We start from the raw sequence: 15,850 nt of genomic DNA, 5'->3' as shown, positions 1-15,850 counted from the left end.
CAACGTCGGCGCAAAGCTGTGCCAAGGTTTGAGGACTGACGGCCAACGCTCTTACGGAGAAGGAAATGGCCTACTTGAAAGGTCCGGTCATCACGCCGGACTGGATGAAGACGTCCGAGGTGGCGGCCCGCATGGGCTGCACCCAGATGACCGTGCGGAACCGCCTGAAGCGTGGGTCCATCCCGGTCCGCTGGACCGTCATCGAACGCTCCATCCATGTGAACCGCGCGCAGTTCTTCGCCTGGCTCGAGGGCGAGGGCACGAAGGCCATAAGGGCCTAGACAGCACTGAAGCCCCGCCCTGCCAGTAGCGGGGCTTCGATGCGAATGCACCACTGGCTGGCAGGCCAGGACGGTGCGGTTTGTTCCTTGACCGAAGGAAGCGCTTCGGATCCACCCAGAGACTCTGACGTAGTCCTACACGCGAGGCCTACGGTACCCGCTCGCATTGCGAGCAGGTAGTCAGACCGCCGGGAGATCCACCTCACGGAGCCTTCTGACCACGTAGGTAGGTAGACAGCATGGCGTACAGCGCCACTAGCAACATCCCGATCGGGGAGGCTCTCGACAGCCCCCCGTCTCTTGCTGCCAGGGGCCTGGCCCACCGCGGGCCGGCCTCGCCGGAAACGCTCGAGGCCGCGGTCACCGGGAGGGCCCGGTGATCCAGCACATGAACCTGGTGTTCCGGGCTGACGGGCTGAACACCGGTGAGTTCGCGTTCCTGATGGCGTGCTGCAACCACACCGACGATCGCGGCTACGTGATCGCGTCCATGCCGCAGCTGGCGGACGAAGCGCACATGAAGATGACAGCCGCGAAGGCGAACAAGCAGCGGCTGATCAAGCGCGGGCTGCTGGCGTCGAAGGAGCGCTACAGCCCGAAGAACGGCGCCCGGCTCGCCGACCTGTACCGGGTGAACCTGAAGCTGCTGGCCGAGATGAAGCGCGAGCGGGTCGACTACGGGCCGTCGCTCGTGGAAGAGCTGTCGTTCGCGACACCCGAGGAAACTCCCAGGTCAGACCCCCGGTCGGAATCCGACCCTACCCCCCGTCGGAATCCGACCCCCCCCCGTCGGAATCCGACCCGGCCCCCGTCGGAATGCGACCGGGATGCAGGGTCGGAATCCGACCCCCTTCTCCTTCCTTCTTCTTCTCCCTCTTCTCTCTCCGGGGCCCCGGACGACGCTGACGCCTCACCGGACGCCGGTCCTGACGGCGGAGAGAGAGAAGCTGCTACGCAGAACGACAACACCCCCGGGCACCCCGAGGTCGTCGGCGAGACACCCGACGTGGACAAGGTCATGGACGCCTACATCGCCGCCTACATGACCACCGCTGGCCTCCCGCCGCGCCCCGACGCTGTCCGTGCCGTCCGCACCGGTGCTGAAGCTCTGCTCTCCGTCGGCCGCTCGGTCGGCAACCTGTGCGACCTTGCCGCCGAGATGGGCGCCAAGGGGTGGGTGGACCTGGTGAAGCACGCGCAGATGAACCCGGAGGCCGCGACCCGGCCGGCCGGGAGTAGCAAGCCGTGGTGCGGTGAGTGCAACTACGGCCGCGAGCCGATGGCCGCCGCCGAGCGGATGCGGGAGAACGCGGCAGGCCGCATGGAGAAGTGCCACTGCCACCCCGGCTACGTCCCGCCGCAGCCGGCCCACGCCTAAACGCCGCGAGCGGCAGGGGAGCCCCTAGGAAGGCCCCTGCCGCCCGCTTGAATCCCTGAACGGAGATCCACCCATGACAGTACCCGCGCAGGCTCAGACGGGCCCTGACGGCTTTCAGCCCCTGCATGACGAGTACGCCGAGCAGTGCGTCCTGGGCGGCATGCTGCTGTCCGCAGACGCCATCGCCGACGTCATCCCGATCACCAAGCCCGAGCAGTTCTCCGGCCGCCACGAAACGATCTACCGGGCGATCCTCGACGTGTACGGGCAGGGCCGACCCGCCGACCCGATCACCGTGGCCGCCGAACTCACCAAGCGGGGTGAGATCGGCAAAGTAGGTGGCGCCGGCTACCTGCACGAGCTGGTCCAGAGCGTGCCCACGGCGGCCAATGCCGAGTACTACGCCGAGATCGTCCACGAGAAGGCCGTCCTGCGGGAGCTGGAGGCCGCCGGCCGGACCATCGTCACCATGGCACGCGCACAGCAGGGCGACCTGGCCGACATCTGCAACCGCGCGCAGTCCGCCGTCTACGCCGCAACCGAGGTGTCCACGCTCGAAGAAGGCGACGTCCCGGTGGGCGACTTCATGGAGGACCTGCTCGACAAGCTGGAAGCCCTGAGCAACAGGAAGGACGAGATCACCGGTGTGCCCACCGGCCTGACCGACTTCGACGCCCTGACCAACGGACTCCAGCCCGGCCAGCTCATCGTCATCGCCGCCCGGCCCGCCATGGGCAAGACGACCCTGGCACTCGACTTCGCTCGCTGCTGCTCCATCAAGCACCAGCGGCCCAGTCAGTTCTTCTCCCTCGAGATGGGCCGCGAAGAGATCGGGATGCGCCTGCTGTCCGCCGAGGCCCGCGTCGCCCTGCACCACCTGCGCACAGGGACCACGACCGACGAGGACTGGACGCGGATGGCCCGCCGCATGGGGGACATCTCCGCAGCACCGCTCCACATTGACGACTCGCCCAACATCACCCTGAACTACATCCGGTCCCGGGCACGGAAGCGGAAGGCCCAGGGCGGTCTGGCCATGATCGTCGTGGACTATCTCCAGTTGATGGAGTCCGACAAGCGGGTGGAGAACAGGCAGCAGGAGGTCTCCAACATCTCCCGCGGGCTGAAGCAGCTGGCGAAAGAGCTGGAGGTGCCCATCATCGCTCTGTCGCAGCTCAACCGCGGGCCCGAGCAGCGCCAGGACAAGAAGCCGCTCATCTCCGACCTCCGCGAGTCCGGCGCCATCGAGCAGGACGCCGACATGGTGGTCCTACTGCACCGGGAGGACGCCTACGAGAAGGAGTCGCCGCGCGCCGGCGAGGTCGACCTCATCGTGGCCAAGCACCGCAACGGACCCACCACCACCATCACGGTGGCCGCCCAGCTGCACTACTCCCGGTTCGTGGACATGGCGCAGACAGCCTGACCGCACCCCCCGTGGCGCCGTTCCAGGATTCCGGAACGGCGCCACAGTGCGTATCGCCCCTGCTCAGGGCACCGCGAGGAAAGCGGGGGGAACGGTCTGCCGAATCCGTGTCACCGTCAGAAGTGGCGTGGGGACCGGCAGATGAAAGGACGCCACAGTGGAGTCCGCACCAAGTAGCACCGCATGGCGCATCGCGCGCCGCTGGGCCGAGGGCCTGACCCGGTCCCACGCCGCGATCAGCAGCTACGCCCTCGAGGCACAGGACCACCTCGACCACGGCGGCGACCCCGAGCACCTCGCCCGGGTCGCCGTCTGGGTCAGCCTCGAACACCCCGACTGCCTCTCCCTGGACCTGGCGATGCGCTACGCCGGCGCTCCCCGGCCCGAGGTCGTCGCCCGGGCCGGGCACGTCTGCCCCTGCCGGGGAGGCCCGATCCGCGGCGGAGGCGCGCCCGCCCCCGCCATCGTTAGGCAGCTCATCCGCCGGCCGCCCGACCAGCGCGCGGCCTGACCAATCGAACGGAGATAGATGATCCCCACGACCGGCATGGAAATCGTCCTGATCGACCCCAGAGGGGACGGCGAACCCCGGCTCCCCGTCAAAGCCTGGGCGGACGACGGCCACCCGATGGTCATCGGAAAGCAGGGCCTTGTCCGGGCCGACTCCCTCGGCAAAGTCCTCGAGGTGGACGATGGCGGGGACGGCTACTGCCACATTGTGGGCGCGGTCCCTGGCGGCGGCTGGGCGGTACGTGACTGCACGGCCGCCGGCCCCATGCCGAGCGTTCCGGTCATCGCCTGGACGGTCCGGGCAGACGGCACCGCGACGGCTGTGGCACCTGACGGCGAGGGCGGCCTGAGGCACTACCAGATGTACGGGACATCCCGGTACACCATCTACCACCCGGATTCCGAGGCGGCCGTCGACCGCGGCTGAGGCCTCCCCTCGAGAACGTCTGTGCCCCCGTGCGAAGCCTGTACGGGGGCACAGCGCCGTCCCATGGCGGTCTGCCAGGATGGGCGGCATGGTGGGAGAGACACACGACGCACGGCTCAGGGACCTCGAGGCCGAGGCATTCCGCACCGGCCGCACCCTCGCAGAACACGGCGAGCAGCTGCAGCGGATCGGCGAGCAGCAGACAACCGCGTTCGGGAACATCGACTCCCTCGCCGACGCCATCGGCGCCCCCGGAGAGCGCACCATCGCCCAACGGCTCGACGGCCTCGAGCAGAACATGGGCGACGTCAAGCGGGTGCTGTTCGCTCTCGCCCGCGCTCAGGGCATCGACCCCGACCAGACCGCCTGACCGAGTACGGCGGAGCCCCCCGCACGCTGCCTGTGCGGGGGGCTCCGCCGTGTCTGCTCGGGCTATTCGGCGTCGGCGTCCTAGGCGCGGCCGCGGGCTCGCTTGCCGTCCCCCACTGGATCGCTGACGAGTGCAGCGAGGGCTTCCGCGCCTTCAGTGAGCTGGTCCAGGAGCGCCCGCACCTCCGGCTGTGCACGGAACTCCGGAGTCATCCGCGTGTCCGCCTCCGCCAGCAGCTCATCCGCCCGCCGGCACTGCTTCACCGCTCGCTCGAGGACTCGGAGCGCCCGAGCCCCGGCCGGCACCTCGGCCTCTGTCCGGGCCGCGGCCGCCAGTGCTTCGGCTTCCGCGGCGACCTGCAGCAGCAGCGCCTTGGTGGCCACCTGGTCGGTCTCCCAGGCGGCATCCACAGCCGCGGTTCCTACATGCCGCTGTGCCCACGAGAGCAGCTCAAGGACGGCGCTCAGACGGCCTTCGCCCTGGCCGTCCTCGAGCTGCCCGGCAATCCGGCGGACCGTGTGCAGCAGTTCCATGGCTGGCATGGCAGAAGCCGGGAGCGTCTCGGTGTAGCCGCCCTGTGGCATGCGGGCGGCCGCCACGCCGTAGGGCACGTCGGCGGCCCGGAGTTCAGCGAGGGTCGCCGCCTCCACGTGCGCCGCCTCGGCACGGGTCGCCAGGTGCACCAGGCCGACCATGCGCCAACCGCGGCGCTCGTTCACCCGCAGTCGGTCGGTACCGGCCTGCGCGTCCGTGAGACCGACCCGGTGCGCTGCAAAGCCCGCATGCGTGGCGACGTACACCGCTGCTGTCACTGAATGCCCCTCTCCGTGCCGTTCTGCAGAGCCTTCCAGCCCCCTCTGACAGACGCGGCCACCTCGCGGCTTCCGTGCCCCCAGCGGGGCGCACACGGACCGTCTGCGAAACTCACGGAGTCCCGCACTCCGGACCTACCGGCGTCCGGGACTACGTGAATCGCAGACCACCGGACCCCGGGAGTGCACGCCTTGGCCACACGCATCGCCCTCGGCAACAACAAAGGCGGAGTCGGCAAGACATCCGCCACCATCAACCTCGCCGCCGGCCTCGCCGAGGAAGACAAGAACGTCCTGATCGTCGCCTTGGACCCGCAGATGAACGCCGAACGGCGTATGGGCATCCACGTCGACGAGGACAACCCCATCCCCACCGTCTCCGAGGCCATCAAGGACGGCCGATCCGGCGTGGCCATCGACGCCATTGCCCAGATCGAGTGGCCCGAGCCGTACCGCAGCCGCATCCGTGTCATCCCGGCCCGCTACGACCTGGAGAACCGCGTCAGCGAAGCAGCCGTCCCCGGCTCGGTGAAGCGGCTGCGCACCGCACTGGAGGGCGTGGACGACGACGACGACTACCTGCTCGCCGATCTGCCGCCGTCCCTCGGTCACCTCACCCAGCTCGGTCTGTGCGCCTGCCGGTACTCCCTCATCATCAGCGAACCCGAGTACGACTCCGTCGGGTCCGCCGTTCGGATGCGGGACTTCATCGAGGACAGCCGAGAGAACCTCTACAACCCCGACCTGGAGGTCCTCGGCTACATCGTCAACCGCTACCGGCCCCAGCTCGGGGCCCACAACTTCCAGCTGGAGGGCATGCCTGAGCGGTTCGGCGACGACATGCTCTGGCAGCCGTACATCGAGGAACGGACCGCCATCAAGGACGCCGCCGACAGCGAGGTGCCGTTGCGCGCCCTCGGCACCGCGGTGGCCACGGCCCAGGCCGACAACTGGCGGAAGCTGGCCCAGTACCTCATCAAGGTCACGTCATGACACCGAAGCCCGAACGGAAGCGGCCGCCGGCCACCTCCCAGCTCCAACGCGGCCGCCTGCAGGCCCGGCCCGAGCAGCTGCGGGTGGGCGACCAGCAAGACACCGAGGAACAGACTCCCGAAGTGCCGGACTCCCAGACTTCCGAAGACCAGAAGACCGGTGGCGGCCTCTGGAACCGCCTGGCCGAGATGCGCGCCGGCGGCGAACCCGCGGCCCCGCCCGAGCCACGGAGTCCGGCACCACCGCAGACCCGGACTCCCGAACCACCGGAATCCCGGATCCCGCGAGTACCGGAGTCACAGCCCCCCGAAGTCCAGGACTCACGGACTCCGGAAGTACCGGAATACCAGAACTCCGGATCACCAGGAATCGGTAGTCCGGGACTCCCGCAGTTCGGCAGGCCCGAAGTCCCGAACAGCGGAACTCCCGTAGTACGGGAATCACGGACCACCAGAGATCGGGACTTCCGCAGTCCAGTGCTCCCGCAGTCCAAGACCTCGGCAGAACACCCCCGACCCCCGGAGCGACCTGTGCCCCGCTACGCCACCATGGCCCGCCTCGAAGCCCGCGTCCGCCCCGACCAGGCCTCCGCACTGACCGAGCTGCGCCGGCAGGTCGCCGCGAACCGCGCGAACAAGGCCGAGCGCATCACGGACAACACCCTGCTCCGCCTCGCCGTCGACCTGCTCCTGCAGAACGCCGACCGAATCCAGGGGGACACCGAGGACGAGATGCGCCGCGCTCTGCTGGGGGAAGACCAGGCGAACTAACAGAGTCCGCGACTCACGAACTTCGGTACTCACGAACTCTGTTAGTTCGGTAGTCTGTGGGTCGTGTCCTCGTTGGCACGTGGGTAGGCGAACGCCCGTCGGCAACAAGCTGCGTTGTCAGGCGTCCGCTGGACCCCACGAACCGGCCCACCGAACCGGTTAGCCGACGTTGGCGCAGGCCCCCTGCCGCCGTCCGGATCCCCCCGGGACGGCGTCCGGTGAGGCCCCGGTGCCCCCGCCGGCTGCGAACAACGGCGGGGGCGCTGGCCCACAGGCCACGGCCGGTGACCGCAGCTAGCCGGCCGTACGCGACTCAGCCCCCGAGGCCACAAAACTTCGGGGGCTGAGTCGTGTTCTGGGCCCCCGCTTACGATGACGCCGTGAGTAACCGACGCGCCCTCGGTGCCGGCCCCCAGGTCCCCGCCGGCATCCGTGCCTCCCAGGCCGACCTGCTTCCGTCCATGCCTGCCGTGCCGATACCCGACGTAGACGAACTGCGCGCCCGTGGCGTCCTCGGCGGCAGGCCCGCCCAGCAGCCGGCACCCCGCCGGTCCCTCGGTCCCGGCAGCCAGTCCTGAGCGTCAGGCGATGCGAGCTGTGCGAAACCTCAGAACAGCAGGACCGGCTCCGGCATGGCGTCCTCGGTCGCGTCGTCGTCCTGGTGGACGTTGTCGGGGGAGACGAACAGCAGCAGCGCTCCGGCCGGCGCCTGCACCGGCTTCAGCGAGCCAGGGCAGGACCGCAGTTCCGGGTCGCGGCCCGATGCTGGGTCGTGGCGGTAGATCAGGCCGCGGACCGTGACCGCGACGTCGCGGGTGCAGACGGGGCACTCAGTGCGGGGGAGGGCTGCCATGCCGGTCAGTGTTCCGCGCACGGACCGGATGGCCAAACGCTGGGGGAACGATGTCAGTGCCACGCCGTAGCCTGCTGGTGGTGCCGGTCGCGTCACGCACAGGCCCCGGAGCGTGTAGGCGTCTCCGGGGCCTGTGCCATGTCCGGGTTCGGTGAGACGGCCCTCGCACGCGTGCGCGTGGCACGGTCTCACGGGTTCCACTGATGTACCTCCCGCAGGTCACGTGGGCACGGCTCCACACCTCTGGCACTTTCGCCCGGGGGTCAGTCGTCGGCGTGCATGGCCTTGGCGAGTTCTTCCTGCATGCGGTAGCTGGGCGAGCGGTGGAGCTTGCCCGCGTTGCGGTCGTAGCGCTTGGTGGTGCGCGGGTCGGCGTGCCCGAGGGCGTCCTGGACGTCGGCGAGCGGCACGCCCTTGTCGAGTAGGGCGGTGGCGTAGGAGTGCCGCAGCGAGTGCGGGGAGAGCTTGTTGTGGTCGGGGACGCCGGCGGCCTTGGCCACCCGGCGCAGCAGCCGGAACGCGGCGGGTTCGTCCATGGGCTGCCCGGTGCGGGTGGCGAACACGTAGTCGTCCGCACGGCGCTGGCGGCCTTCCAGGTGAGTGTCGATGGCCTCCACGGCGAGGGGGACCAGGACGACCCGCTTGGGCTTGCCGCCCTTCACCAGCAGGTCGGCGACGCGGTGGCCCTGGTCGTGTCCGAGGCGTCCGACGGTGAGGCCGAGGACGGAGCCGATCCGGCCGGCGGTGGTGGCCAGCGTGGCGAGCAGCGCGTAGGTGCGCGTCGACTCGTGCTCGCGTGCGTACTTCAGGATCGCGGCCAACTGCTTGGGGGTGAGGCCGCGGGTGGGGGAGTCGTCGGCGGACACCGACGGGCGCTCCATGCCCTCGAACGGGTTGCGGTCGGCGACGTCGGCGCGGATCAGGTACGTGTACCAGCTCGAGGCGGCCGCCAGGCGGCGGGCCCTGGTCGACTTCGCCAGGCCCGTCTCGCGCAGCGCCGCCTCGTAGTCGTCGGCGCCGGTGGGCCGGGCCCGGGTCGGGTCAACGTCGGCGGCCGCGCAGAAGGCGAGCCACCAGGCGGCGTCCTTGGCGTACGCGGTCCGGGAGTGTTCGCTCGGACGCTTGGCGAACCAGGACCGGGTGGCCTTCAGGACGTGGGGTCCGGCGCCGGCGTCGGCGAGCAGATCGAGCAGCGCCTGGGGAGTGGAAGCGGGGGGCGTGCCGCGCAGGATGACGGTCCGTCCGGAGGGCAGGGCGATACCGGCCTCGGAGGACCGGACGGCGGGAAACGTGTCCATGACTACAGGATAAGGGTCATTATTCTGTAGTTCCATCATGTCCTAGGGCATCACTGACAGGGCCTCACCCGCGCCAGGGTTTCTGGACTTTCTGGACCGCTCAACGCGCGCGCACGCGAAACGCGCCTTCTATAGACGTGCCTTCACGCGCAGAAAATGCCGTCCATAGATAGGCCGTCAGCCCGCACTCCGTGCGCGAGTGCGGGCTGACGGGTTCGAGGGTTGCAGGCCGGTCAGGGAGAGGCTTGGTCGGCCTCCCGGACCTGCTCCCGCAGCAGCTCGAGAACGTACGGGTACGGGTCAGGGACCTGGTGCAGCGCCGTCACCAGATCCCCGAGGCACCCGACCTGCGAGCGGCACAGGGCCCCAATGATGTCGTCCTTCAGCTCGTTCGGCGTGGACCCGATCAGCAGGTCCCAGCGGTCCTCATCGCCCTCGGCCATAGCCAGGGTCAGACCCCACACCTTGCGCACGATCTCCGCCGCGTCGTCTTCCACCCGGCTCACTGGATCTCCCCTGCCATGTACGCGCGCAGATGACCGGCGTTCGCGGCCGCGGTCACCTCGGCCGCATCCCGGCCCTGCAGCCACTCCCCGCCGTACTGCTCCACCTCGGCCACCAGCGCGGCCTCCACCGGGGCGCCGGCCATGTACTCCGTGAGCTGGCCCGCCTCGAGGGCCGCCACGATCGCCTCCGGGCTCATCCCCTTCAGCGCCTCGCCGTCCAGCTGCTGCACCTCGCTCACGCCGCATCACCCGCGCGCTCCGCCAGGTACCGCGTGACCGGGTGCGGGATCGGCTCCAGCGGGGTGAAGCCCTTGGCCACCCGGTCCGGGATCAGCTCGCGCCGCTTCAGCTCCTGCTGCACCAGCGCCAGCAGCGCGTTGCCCGAGCACTGGTCCTGGTTCGTGTCGTACACCGCCCCGCCCGCCTGGAAGCGCACCCAGTGCCCGTCCTGGTGCACGATGCGGTCCTTCATCCCCAGGTCGACGTACGCCCGGGCGTGCCGCTCGAGGGCCGCCTGCCGCGCATCACCCAGGGCCTTCAGGTCAGCGAGAGCCTGCACGGCGGTGTCCAGGGCGGACGCGAGCCGGTCGACGCCCAGCTGCTCAAGGTCGGCCTGCGCCGCCGCCTCCGCCTCGAGGCGCCGCCGTGCCTTCTCCTCCGCCACCGCCTTGGACGCGCGCCGCTCCGCAGCCTCCCGCCGCAGCTCCGCCAGACGCTTCAAGCCGTACTGCCGGCCCAGCTCCATCTCCGCCTCGCGGTCGTCGCCCTCGCGGACCTGCTCCTCCAGGCCGTCGATGAGCCCCTGCAGTTCGTCCAGCTCCGCCCGGGCGTCCGCCAGCTGCTCCTGCGGCGACTTCTCCACCTGCTGCTCGGCCACTGTCTACTCCTCCCCGGCAGCAAGGGCCGCCGCGTCAACCAACCAGGTGCGCCCCACCCGACGGGCGGACAGCCTGCCCCTACGGGCAAGACGGCGCGCGTACTCCGGCGAGCAACCCAGCCGTTGAGCCGCATCGCTGATACCTATCTCCACCCTGACCGCCGGCACCTCCGAAGTTCCGTCAACGGAACTGGCCCGCAGCTCCGCCTCGGTGGCCGCCGCGTGCAGCCCCCACAACAGCTCACGCACCCCCGCCGACAACTCCCCGCCATCCGCACGCACCCGGCCCGACAGGTCACGCAGCAGACACCGCAGCACCTCCCCCGCCAGCGCCGGCGGCACCACCACCGACCCGTCCTCACGCACCAGACGCCGCGCACCCTCAGGAAGGTCAGGCAGCGTCATCCGGGCCCGCCCCCACCACCGGCCGACCCGCCGACACCAGCACCACCCGCGCCTTCGCCAGATCCAACGGCGACCAGAAGAACCCCCGCACCCCAGCAGCCTCGAACCGGTCCACCGGCGGAACCCTCGAAGGCCTCGGCGACGCCGACCGCAACCACACCGCAATCACCACCCGCCCCTTAGCCGCGAAGAACGTCGGATCCTCCGGCCGCTGCTGCTCCCGCGACTGCTCCCACACCGTCCACCCCTCCCGACGGGCCAGAGCCGTGATCTCCTCATGCCAACGGAAGTGCCGCGGAGTCAGCTTCACCGGGCGCCTCCCTGCTCGGGGACCGGTCCATGCCCGTTCGCGCACACACGCGCGCGGGAGGCAGCCGGCTGAGGGACGGCGGGCCTGGGCGTGGCCAGGTTCCAGTTGACCCAGCGGCCGGCCTCGCTGCTGCCGACCATCACCAGCACGGGGTTGCCGGTGGCGTGTGTCTCTCTGGCGATCCAGGCCGAGGCCTCGGCGACGATGCGCGGGTCGGTGAACTCGAACGGTTCGATGGTCAGCCCGCGCTCACGCTTGTAGGCGCGGCTGAGACGGTCCCACTGGTCGGGCTGCAGGGCCCAGTAGAAGGCGTGCCGTCGGCGGACGTCGGTGACACGGGCGAAGCGAACGGGGGCGGTGTCAGTCATCGGTGGGCCCTCTCTGGGGAGTGCTCGACCTCGTCCTGGGGGTGCGGCCTCGCCGGAGCGGGTTGAGTGTGCTCGTCCTCGTCCCACCTATAAGGGTGGGACGAGGGACGAGCACTCACTACCTCGTCCCGGGACGAGGTGGGGACGAGGTCGGACGAGGTGGGGAGGCTGTGCAGCATCGCCCCCCTCGGTCCGGAAGTGGCGACCACGCGTTTGTCGTCGACCAGGGCGGCCAGAGCGCGGCGCTTATCGGCGGCCTTGCCGGTCACCCGGTCCTCAATCCCGGCCTTGGACAGCGGCTGTGCGGCCTTGGCGAGGACAGCGAGGATGGCGGCCTGCAGGTCCTGCTGCCGCTTGTCCTCGGCGTCCACCGGAGTCTCCTGAGCGACGGGCTTCGGCGGGTAGAGGTGAGCCTCCGCGTACTGCTCGTCCTGGGAGTCGATGACCAGGTCGGCGAACCAGTGCAGTCCGCTGGCGTTGGCCTCGGCGTGCTTGCGGAGCTGGGCGGGGCGGTCCTTGGCGATGCGCACGCGGGACTTGCCGGCCACGCCGATGCCGAACGGGCGGATGTTCTCCAGCATGTACATGGAGCCGTTCAGGCCGTTCAGCTTGTGGCCGCCTCCGAGACTGGCGTAGCGGCCACGGTTCTCCGTGGACTTCACGACGTGGTCCAGGGTGACGACGGCGGCTCCGCTGGCGGCGAGGGGGCGCAGCAGGGCCCGGCCGAACTTGGCGACGTCGGTGTTGTCCTTCAGTTCCTGCCCGAACATGGCCATGGCCTCGGTGACTCCGTCGACCACGGCCAGAGACGGGTTCAGCTGCAGCACGTTGGCCAGGTCCAGCAGGTCTATCTCGGTCGGCCTGGTCTCCGGGCGGACGTAGTGGAACTGGTTGCGGACGTCGCGCGGGTTGGCACCGAGGGCCAGCAGCCGTCCGACGACTCCGCCGGCGTCGTCCTCGAAGTCGACGTACAGGACGTGCCGTCCGCCGTTGATCTCCTGCAGGCAGACCAGCAGGGCCAGCCACGTCTTGCCCGCCTCGGATTCGCTGGCGATGCTGCTGATCTTGCCGGGGTAGAACAGGCCGATGCCGTCGTCCCGGTGGCCGACCGTCGGCTGCGGCGGCACGTAGGTGCCGTCAAGGATGCCGGTGAGGTCCTGCGCTGCCCAGCTGCGGGGGCGGGCCGGCTGCTCGGTGTTCTCCTCGGGCGGCCAGGGGTCGACGTCCACGACGTCGTGAGGGGAGGTCGTCATGCTGCGCACCTCCCTTCCTGGGGCGGGTAGAGGTAGCTGCCCCGCGGTCCGGGCACGCGTATCGGGGGCCAGCCGGGTGTCGCCTGCAGATGGTGTGCGGGCTTCGGCCGGGCGAGGGCGTCCAGTTGGGCGAGGGTGCGCCGGCGGGCGAGGGATTCCCGGTTGGTGGCCAGCGACTTGAACCAGGCGAGCAGTGCTTCCTCGTCGCCGTACTTGCGCCAGCACTCCGCGGCCTCGAGGGCGGAGGCAAGGCGGGTGGGGTCGTCGGGGCGCAGCGCCATCCATTCCGGGCTGGCGTACTTGGGGAAGTCCCGGGCGAAGTACAGGGCGCGCGCGGTTGCCCACAGGGCCACGGGATCGTCGTCCCAGGACAGGGCGGGGCGCAGGGTCGGGGCCGGTCGGGTGGCGGTCATGCCGTTGCCGTCTCCGGGGTGACGGTGCGGGCGTTCAGCCATGCCTCGATGGCGGAGCGGCGGTAGAAGATGCGGCCGGTGCGACCGGGGGTCGTCTTGATGTATTCCGGGCCGATGCCGGCGCGGCGCCATTTGGCGAGGGTCTGGGGTGTGAAGCCGTCGCCGAAATCGGCGTGGACCTCGCGGGGCGACAGCAGGTCGTCCTCGGTGGTGGCGGTCATCCCGTACCCCTTCTCTGATTCCAATCAGAATCAAACGATGCCATACTGAAACCTAAAGGGATGATAGCGGATCACAGAACAACCAAAGGGAGCGATTGCGATGCGTACCATGGCGCGCATGGATGAGCAGCAGAAGAAGGGCCGCACGGCCGTAGAGGTCGGCGACACCGGGCGCACCGTGGCGGCGAACATCGCCCGCCTCCGCAAGCGCTCCGGCATGACCGCGCGGGACCTCTCCGCCAAGCTGACCGCGGCAGGTCGCAGCGTCTCCCAGGCCAGCGTCACCCGCTGGGAGCAAGGCAAGAAGGGAGTCACCAGCGACGACCTGGCGGCCCTCGCCGTCGCGTTCGGTGTCTCCCCCGCCGCGCTGCTGCTCCCCCTCGAGGACCACCCGGCCGCGCACGTCGACGTCACCGGCGCTGGCCGTGTTCCGGCTGACCGGGCCTGGGCGTGGGCGAGTAGCGAGCAGCCGCTGACCGGGCCCGGCACCCAGACCTCGGCCATGGAGTACGCCCTGGCCTCCCTGCCGCCCAACCGGCGTGAGGCCCGCCAGCACCCGGCTGGCCAGGCCGCGGAGGCGATCCGTGTGGACGTGACGCGTCTGCTCGCTCTCGCCGCGGTGTGGGTGGAGGGCGACAGCCGGGAGGTGGCCGACCTTGCCGACCGGATCGGGGTGTCCCTGGACCGGGTGCGGGCGGAGGTGGAGCGGGAGGTGGCCGGCCATGCCGAGATGGGCCGTCTTGCCGCGGAGGTGGGCACCGAGTAGGGCGTACCGCCAGCAGTCAGGCCCGGGTCAGTGTCGGCCCGGGCCTTCTCTGTGCCCGCATCCCTTGCTTACTTGAGTCGCGTGATGCTATCTTGAATCACGCAAGGAACAAGGACGACCCCAACCTCGGTCTGGACCACCGAGAGAAGGGGCCTGACGGATCCGCCTGAACCACCAGGAGAAACCGATGCTTCAGTCTCTCATCCGCTCCGCCCGTCGCTTCGCCGGCGCGGTCGCCGACACCGTCCGCGAGACGGTCGCCGCCGCCACCGCCGACACCGAGCAGGCCGGCCCCGTCCTCGCCGCCGACCCCACCGACGTCTACGGCGAAGGTGAGATGCCCGCCGAAGAGGAGATCGAGGCCGCCGCCACCTCCTACGCCAAGGCCATGGACCAGGCCCGCGCCGGAGACCGCGGCAAGCGCGCCGCCCGCAAGCTGCTCGACCGACTCCCCGCCGGTATCTACGGCCGGTGGGTCGTCTCCCGCGTCCAGTCCAGCCGCCAGGTCGCCGACCTGGACGCCATCCGCGCCATCTTCAAGGCTCACGGCCTCGGCCCGGTCCCGATGAAGACCCCGGCACCCTCTCTGCGCGTGGAGCGCATGACCACCATCCCCGAGCCGACCGAGACCGAGGCCGCCCTGCTGACTGCCGTCTGACCCCGGGCAATACGAGACCCCCTCTCCCGGCAGCCCACCCGGAGAGGGGGTCGTCTTGTGCGTCCGGCGAGGCGTCTACGCGGCCTGTTGCAGTCGCTGCGGGTTACACCGCCCGGCGTCCGTCACGGCCACGCCGTACAGCTGCTGGCACTCCTTCAGGGACAACCCGAGGACGTCTGCGAGGGCTTCGGCCACGGCCATGGACGGGGTGCGCTGGCCGCGCTCGAGGTTGGACAGGTAGCCCTGGGACAGTCCGGCCAGGCGGCCAGCCTCTCCCTGCCCGAGGCCTCGCCGCGCCCGGGCCTTTCGCAGCATCTGCCCGAGGTCAGCCGGTGGTGTGCGTCGCTGCCGGACCGTTAGCACCTTCGATTCCATGACAACCCCCCGTATCCACCTTTGAATCATAGATCAGATCATGCCCTAGGGCATACAATCTATGGTGAGGGTATTGGTTTCGTCGTCGGATCGAAGGTTCGGGCCGCCCCTCACGGAGGATTCGTAGGGAGGGCGGCATGGCAGACGCCACGCTCGTCGGCAGTACCCGGGTGTCGCTGATCCCGGACGTGTCCCAGTTCGGTGACCGCCTCCGGGTCGAACTCCCTGCCGCCATCCGCGACCCCGCCAAGGCCGCCGGTCTCAGCGCCGGATCCCTCATCCGGGACGGCATCACCAAGAAGCTGCTGAAGCCGATCGGCGTCACGGTCAAGGCCAGCCTGGACGACAAGGCAGCCCGAGCCGGCCTGGACCGTCTCGGCAAGGCCCGCAGCGTCAAGCTCACCGCCACCCTGGACAGCAAGGCCGCCACGGCGTCCTTGACGAGACTGACCAAGGACCGCCGGGTCAGGATCACAGCTCAGCTGGACGACAAGGCAGCGACCAGCAGCCTGAAGAAGCTGACCAAGGACCGCACCGTCAAGGTCACGGCCCAGGCGGACGTCAAATCCGCCACATCGGC

Annotated in this window: 24 protein-coding genes and 1 pseudogene; 12 read left to right on the top strand and 13 right to left on the bottom strand. The window is 69.9% G+C overall.

All coding sequences use genetic code 11. The annotated features are described in order from the left end of the window. Positions 1 to 65: 65 nt before the first annotated feature. From ACZ7GZ_RS38565 to ACZ7GZ_RS38540, 6 genes and pseudogenes are all read left to right on the top strand, one after another. Positions 66 to 281, top strand: a complete 216-nt coding sequence (locus ACZ7GZ_RS38565; RefSeq protein ID WP_471031875.1) for a helix-turn-helix domain-containing protein — start codon at positions 66 to 68, stop codon at positions 279 to 281. Between the two features lie 376 nt (positions 282 to 657). Continuing rightward, positions 658 to 1,659, top strand: a complete 1,002-nt coding sequence (locus ACZ7GZ_RS38560; RefSeq protein ID WP_471031873.1) for a hypothetical protein — start codon at positions 658 to 660, stop codon at positions 1,657 to 1,659. Between the two features lie 118 nt (positions 1,660 to 1,777). Continuing rightward, positions 1,778 to 3,085, top strand: a pseudogene (gene dnaB, locus ACZ7GZ_RS38555) (replicative DNA helicase); the annotation flags it as partial. Between the two features lie 157 nt (positions 3,086 to 3,242). Next, positions 3,243 to 3,596 (top strand): hypothetical protein, encoded by a 354-nt coding sequence (locus ACZ7GZ_RS38550; RefSeq protein WP_471031871.1) that lies wholly within the window; start codon positions 3,243 to 3,245, stop codon positions 3,594 to 3,596. 18 nt (positions 3,597 to 3,614) lie between these two features. Next, positions 3,615 to 4,022 (top strand): hypothetical protein, encoded by a 408-nt coding sequence (locus ACZ7GZ_RS38545; RefSeq protein ID WP_471031869.1) that lies wholly within the window; start codon positions 3,615 to 3,617, stop codon positions 4,020 to 4,022. A gap of 88 nt (positions 4,023 to 4,110) precedes the next feature. After that, on the top strand, positions 4,111 to 4,392 hold the full coding sequence (locus ACZ7GZ_RS38540) for a hypothetical protein (RefSeq protein WP_471031868.1): 282 nt from the start codon (positions 4,111 to 4,113) through the stop codon (positions 4,390 to 4,392). Between the two features lie 80 nt (positions 4,393 to 4,472). On the opposite strand, the gene ACZ7GZ_RS38535 is transcribed toward ACZ7GZ_RS38540, so the two are convergent. Beyond that, a complete protein-coding gene (locus ACZ7GZ_RS38535) occupies positions 4,473 to 5,204 on the bottom strand; it encodes a hypothetical protein (protein WP_471031867.1) in 732 nt (243 codons plus the stop codon). 192 nt (positions 5,205 to 5,396) lie between these two features. Here ACZ7GZ_RS38535 and ACZ7GZ_RS38530 point away from each other — a divergent pair, with 192 nt between their 5' ends. The 3 genes from ACZ7GZ_RS38530 to ACZ7GZ_RS38520 all read left to right on the top strand — a co-directional run bounded on the left by ACZ7GZ_RS38530 (position 5,397) and on the right by ACZ7GZ_RS38520 (position 7,545). Beyond that, positions 5,397 to 6,197, top strand: coding sequence for a ParA family protein (locus ACZ7GZ_RS38530; RefSeq protein ID WP_471031866.1), 801 nt, complete (start codon positions 5,397 to 5,399; stop codon positions 6,195 to 6,197). A gap of 530 nt (positions 6,198 to 6,727) precedes the next feature. Next, positions 6,728 to 6,967 carry a hypothetical protein gene (locus tag ACZ7GZ_RS38525; RefSeq protein ID WP_471031864.1) on the top strand — a complete coding sequence of 80 codons (240 nt, stop codon included), beginning with the start codon at positions 6,728 to 6,730 and terminating at the stop codon, positions 6,965 to 6,967. Between the two features lie 380 nt (positions 6,968 to 7,347). Then, complete coding sequence (locus ACZ7GZ_RS38520) at positions 7,348 to 7,545, top strand: hypothetical protein (protein ID WP_471031862.1); 198 nt, start codon at positions 7,348 to 7,350, stop codon at positions 7,543 to 7,545. 29 nt (positions 7,546 to 7,574) lie between these two features. Here the strand turns inward: ACZ7GZ_RS38520 and ACZ7GZ_RS38515 are convergent, their stop codons facing one another. The 11 genes from ACZ7GZ_RS38515 to ACZ7GZ_RS38465 form a co-directional block, all read right to left on the bottom strand. After that, on the bottom strand, positions 7,575 to 7,820 hold the full coding sequence (locus ACZ7GZ_RS38515) for a hypothetical protein (protein ID WP_471031859.1): 246 nt from the start codon (positions 7,818 to 7,820) through the stop codon (positions 7,575 to 7,577). A gap of 263 nt (positions 7,821 to 8,083) precedes the next feature. Then, positions 8,084 to 9,118, bottom strand: a complete 1,035-nt coding sequence (locus tag ACZ7GZ_RS38510; RefSeq protein ID WP_471031857.1) for a tyrosine-type recombinase/integrase — start codon at positions 9,116 to 9,118, stop codon at positions 8,084 to 8,086. A gap of 233 nt (positions 9,119 to 9,351) precedes the next feature. Next, on the bottom strand, positions 9,352 to 9,624 hold the full coding sequence (locus ACZ7GZ_RS38505; protein ID WP_471031855.1) for a hypothetical protein: 273 nt from the start codon (positions 9,622 to 9,624) through the stop codon (positions 9,352 to 9,354). Beyond that, positions 9,621 to 9,863, bottom strand: coding sequence for a hypothetical protein (locus ACZ7GZ_RS38500; protein WP_471031852.1), 243 nt, complete (start codon positions 9,861 to 9,863; stop codon positions 9,621 to 9,623). Before ACZ7GZ_RS38500 ends, ACZ7GZ_RS38505 begins: the two co-directional genes overlap by 4 nt. Next, positions 9,860 to 10,501 carry a hypothetical protein gene (locus tag ACZ7GZ_RS38495; RefSeq protein ID WP_471031850.1) on the bottom strand — a complete coding sequence of 214 codons (642 nt, stop codon included), beginning with the start codon at positions 10,499 to 10,501 and terminating at the stop codon, positions 9,860 to 9,862. Before ACZ7GZ_RS38495 ends, ACZ7GZ_RS38500 begins: the two co-directional genes overlap by 4 nt. Before the next feature lie 3 nt (positions 10,502 to 10,504). Beyond that, positions 10,505 to 10,906 carry a helix-turn-helix domain-containing protein gene (locus ACZ7GZ_RS38490; RefSeq protein WP_471031847.1) on the bottom strand — a complete coding sequence of 134 codons (402 nt, stop codon included), beginning with the start codon at positions 10,904 to 10,906 and terminating at the stop codon, positions 10,505 to 10,507. Further along, the gene (locus ACZ7GZ_RS38485) at positions 10,893 to 11,216 is read right to left on the bottom strand and encodes a hypothetical protein (protein ID WP_471031844.1); all 324 of its coding nucleotides are present in this window, start codon (positions 11,214 to 11,216) and stop codon (positions 10,893 to 10,895) included. Before ACZ7GZ_RS38485 ends, ACZ7GZ_RS38490 begins: the two co-directional genes overlap by 14 nt. Next, positions 11,213 to 11,584, bottom strand: a complete 372-nt coding sequence (locus ACZ7GZ_RS38480; protein WP_471031841.1) for a hypothetical protein — start codon at positions 11,582 to 11,584, stop codon at positions 11,213 to 11,215. Before ACZ7GZ_RS38480 ends, ACZ7GZ_RS38485 begins: the two co-directional genes overlap by 4 nt. Then, positions 11,581 to 12,837: an AAA family ATPase gene (locus tag ACZ7GZ_RS38475; RefSeq protein ID WP_471031838.1), complete on the bottom strand. Its 1,257-nt coding sequence runs from the start codon at positions 12,835 to 12,837 to the stop codon at positions 11,581 to 11,583. Before ACZ7GZ_RS38475 ends, ACZ7GZ_RS38480 begins: the two co-directional genes overlap by 4 nt. Continuing rightward, positions 12,834 to 13,250, bottom strand: coding sequence for a hypothetical protein (locus tag ACZ7GZ_RS38470; protein WP_471031836.1), 417 nt, complete (start codon positions 13,248 to 13,250; stop codon positions 12,834 to 12,836). The genes ACZ7GZ_RS38475 and ACZ7GZ_RS38470 overlap by 4 nt, the downstream gene beginning before the upstream one ends. Further along, positions 13,247 to 13,471 carry a helix-turn-helix transcriptional regulator gene (locus ACZ7GZ_RS38465; protein ID WP_471031834.1) on the bottom strand — a complete coding sequence of 75 codons (225 nt, stop codon included), beginning with the start codon at positions 13,469 to 13,471 and terminating at the stop codon, positions 13,247 to 13,249. The genes ACZ7GZ_RS38470 and ACZ7GZ_RS38465 overlap by 4 nt, the downstream gene beginning before the upstream one ends. Before the next feature lie 118 nt (positions 13,472 to 13,589). Between ACZ7GZ_RS38465 and ACZ7GZ_RS38460 the strand changes: the two genes are divergently transcribed. Both ACZ7GZ_RS38460 and ACZ7GZ_RS38455 read left to right on the top strand, forming a co-directional pair. Continuing rightward, positions 13,590 to 14,237, top strand: a complete 648-nt coding sequence (locus tag ACZ7GZ_RS38460; RefSeq protein WP_471031832.1) for a helix-turn-helix domain-containing protein — start codon at positions 13,590 to 13,592, stop codon at positions 14,235 to 14,237. A gap of 187 nt (positions 14,238 to 14,424) precedes the next feature. Continuing rightward, the gene (locus tag ACZ7GZ_RS38455) at positions 14,425 to 14,895 is read left to right on the top strand and encodes a hypothetical protein (protein ID WP_471031829.1); all 471 of its coding nucleotides are present in this window, start codon (positions 14,425 to 14,427) and stop codon (positions 14,893 to 14,895) included. Positions 14,896 to 14,970: 75 nt separating this feature from the next. On the opposite strand, the gene ACZ7GZ_RS38450 is transcribed toward ACZ7GZ_RS38455, so the two are convergent. After that, a complete protein-coding gene (locus tag ACZ7GZ_RS38450) occupies positions 14,971 to 15,210 on the bottom strand; it encodes a helix-turn-helix domain-containing protein (protein WP_471031827.1) in 240 nt (79 codons plus the stop codon). A 197-nt stretch (positions 15,211 to 15,407) separates the two neighbouring features. On the opposite strand from ACZ7GZ_RS38450, the gene ACZ7GZ_RS38445 reads away from it, so the two are divergent. Further along, positions 15,408 to 15,850, top strand: a 443-nt coding sequence (locus ACZ7GZ_RS38445; RefSeq protein ID WP_471031825.1) for a hypothetical protein, incomplete at its 3' end; no start/stop codon positions are given.

It is taken from the genome of Streptomyces sp. NPDC037288 (assembly GCF_055603265.1).
Note: the sequence above shows the minus strand (reverse complement) of the source record. Positions and strands in the feature narration are given on the sequence as shown.

Excerpts from the sequence above, each read along its gene's own strand:
- ACZ7GZ_RS38565 (WP_471031875.1), top strand. The coding sequence starts at position 66 with ATGGCCTACTTGAAAGGTCCGGTCATCACGCCGGACTGGATGAAGACG.
- ACZ7GZ_RS38545 (WP_471031869.1), top strand. The coding sequence starts at position 3,615 with ATGATCCCCACGACCGGCATGGAAATCGTCCTGATCGACCCCAGAGGG.
- ACZ7GZ_RS38540 (WP_471031868.1), top strand. The coding sequence starts at position 4,111 with ATGGTGGGAGAGACACACGACGCACGGCTCAGGGACCTCGAGGCCGAG.
- ACZ7GZ_RS38515 (WP_471031859.1), bottom strand. The coding sequence starts at position 7,820 with ATGGCAGCCCTCCCCCGCACTGAGTGCCCCGTCTGCACCCGCGACGTC.
- ACZ7GZ_RS38510 (WP_471031857.1), bottom strand. The coding sequence starts at position 9,118 with ATGGACACGTTTCCCGCCGTCCGGTCCTCCGAGGCCGGTATCGCCCTG.
- ACZ7GZ_RS38490 (WP_471031847.1), bottom strand. The coding sequence starts at position 10,906 with ATGACGCTGCCTGACCTTCCTGAGGGTGCGCGGCGTCTGGTGCGTGAG.
- ACZ7GZ_RS38480 (WP_471031841.1), bottom strand. The coding sequence starts at position 11,584 with ATGACTGACACCGCCCCCGTTCGCTTCGCCCGTGTCACCGACGTCCGC.
- ACZ7GZ_RS38475 (WP_471031838.1), bottom strand. The coding sequence starts at position 12,837 with ATGACGACCTCCCCTCACGACGTCGTGGACGTCGACCCCTGGCCGCCC.
- ACZ7GZ_RS38470 (WP_471031836.1), bottom strand. The coding sequence starts at position 13,250 with ATGACCGCCACCCGACCGGCCCCGACCCTGCGCCCCGCCCTGTCCTGG.
- ACZ7GZ_RS38465 (WP_471031834.1), bottom strand. The coding sequence starts at position 13,471 with ATGACCGCCACCACCGAGGACGACCTGCTGTCGCCCCGCGAGGTCCAC.
- ACZ7GZ_RS38460 (WP_471031832.1), top strand. The coding sequence starts at position 13,590 with ATGGATGAGCAGCAGAAGAAGGGCCGCACGGCCGTAGAGGTCGGCGAC.
- ACZ7GZ_RS38455 (WP_471031829.1), top strand. The coding sequence starts at position 14,425 with ATGCTTCAGTCTCTCATCCGCTCCGCCCGTCGCTTCGCCGGCGCGGTC.
- ACZ7GZ_RS38450 (WP_471031827.1), bottom strand. The coding sequence starts at position 15,210 with ATGCTGCGAAAGGCCCGGGCGCGGCGAGGCCTCGGGCAGGGAGAGGCT.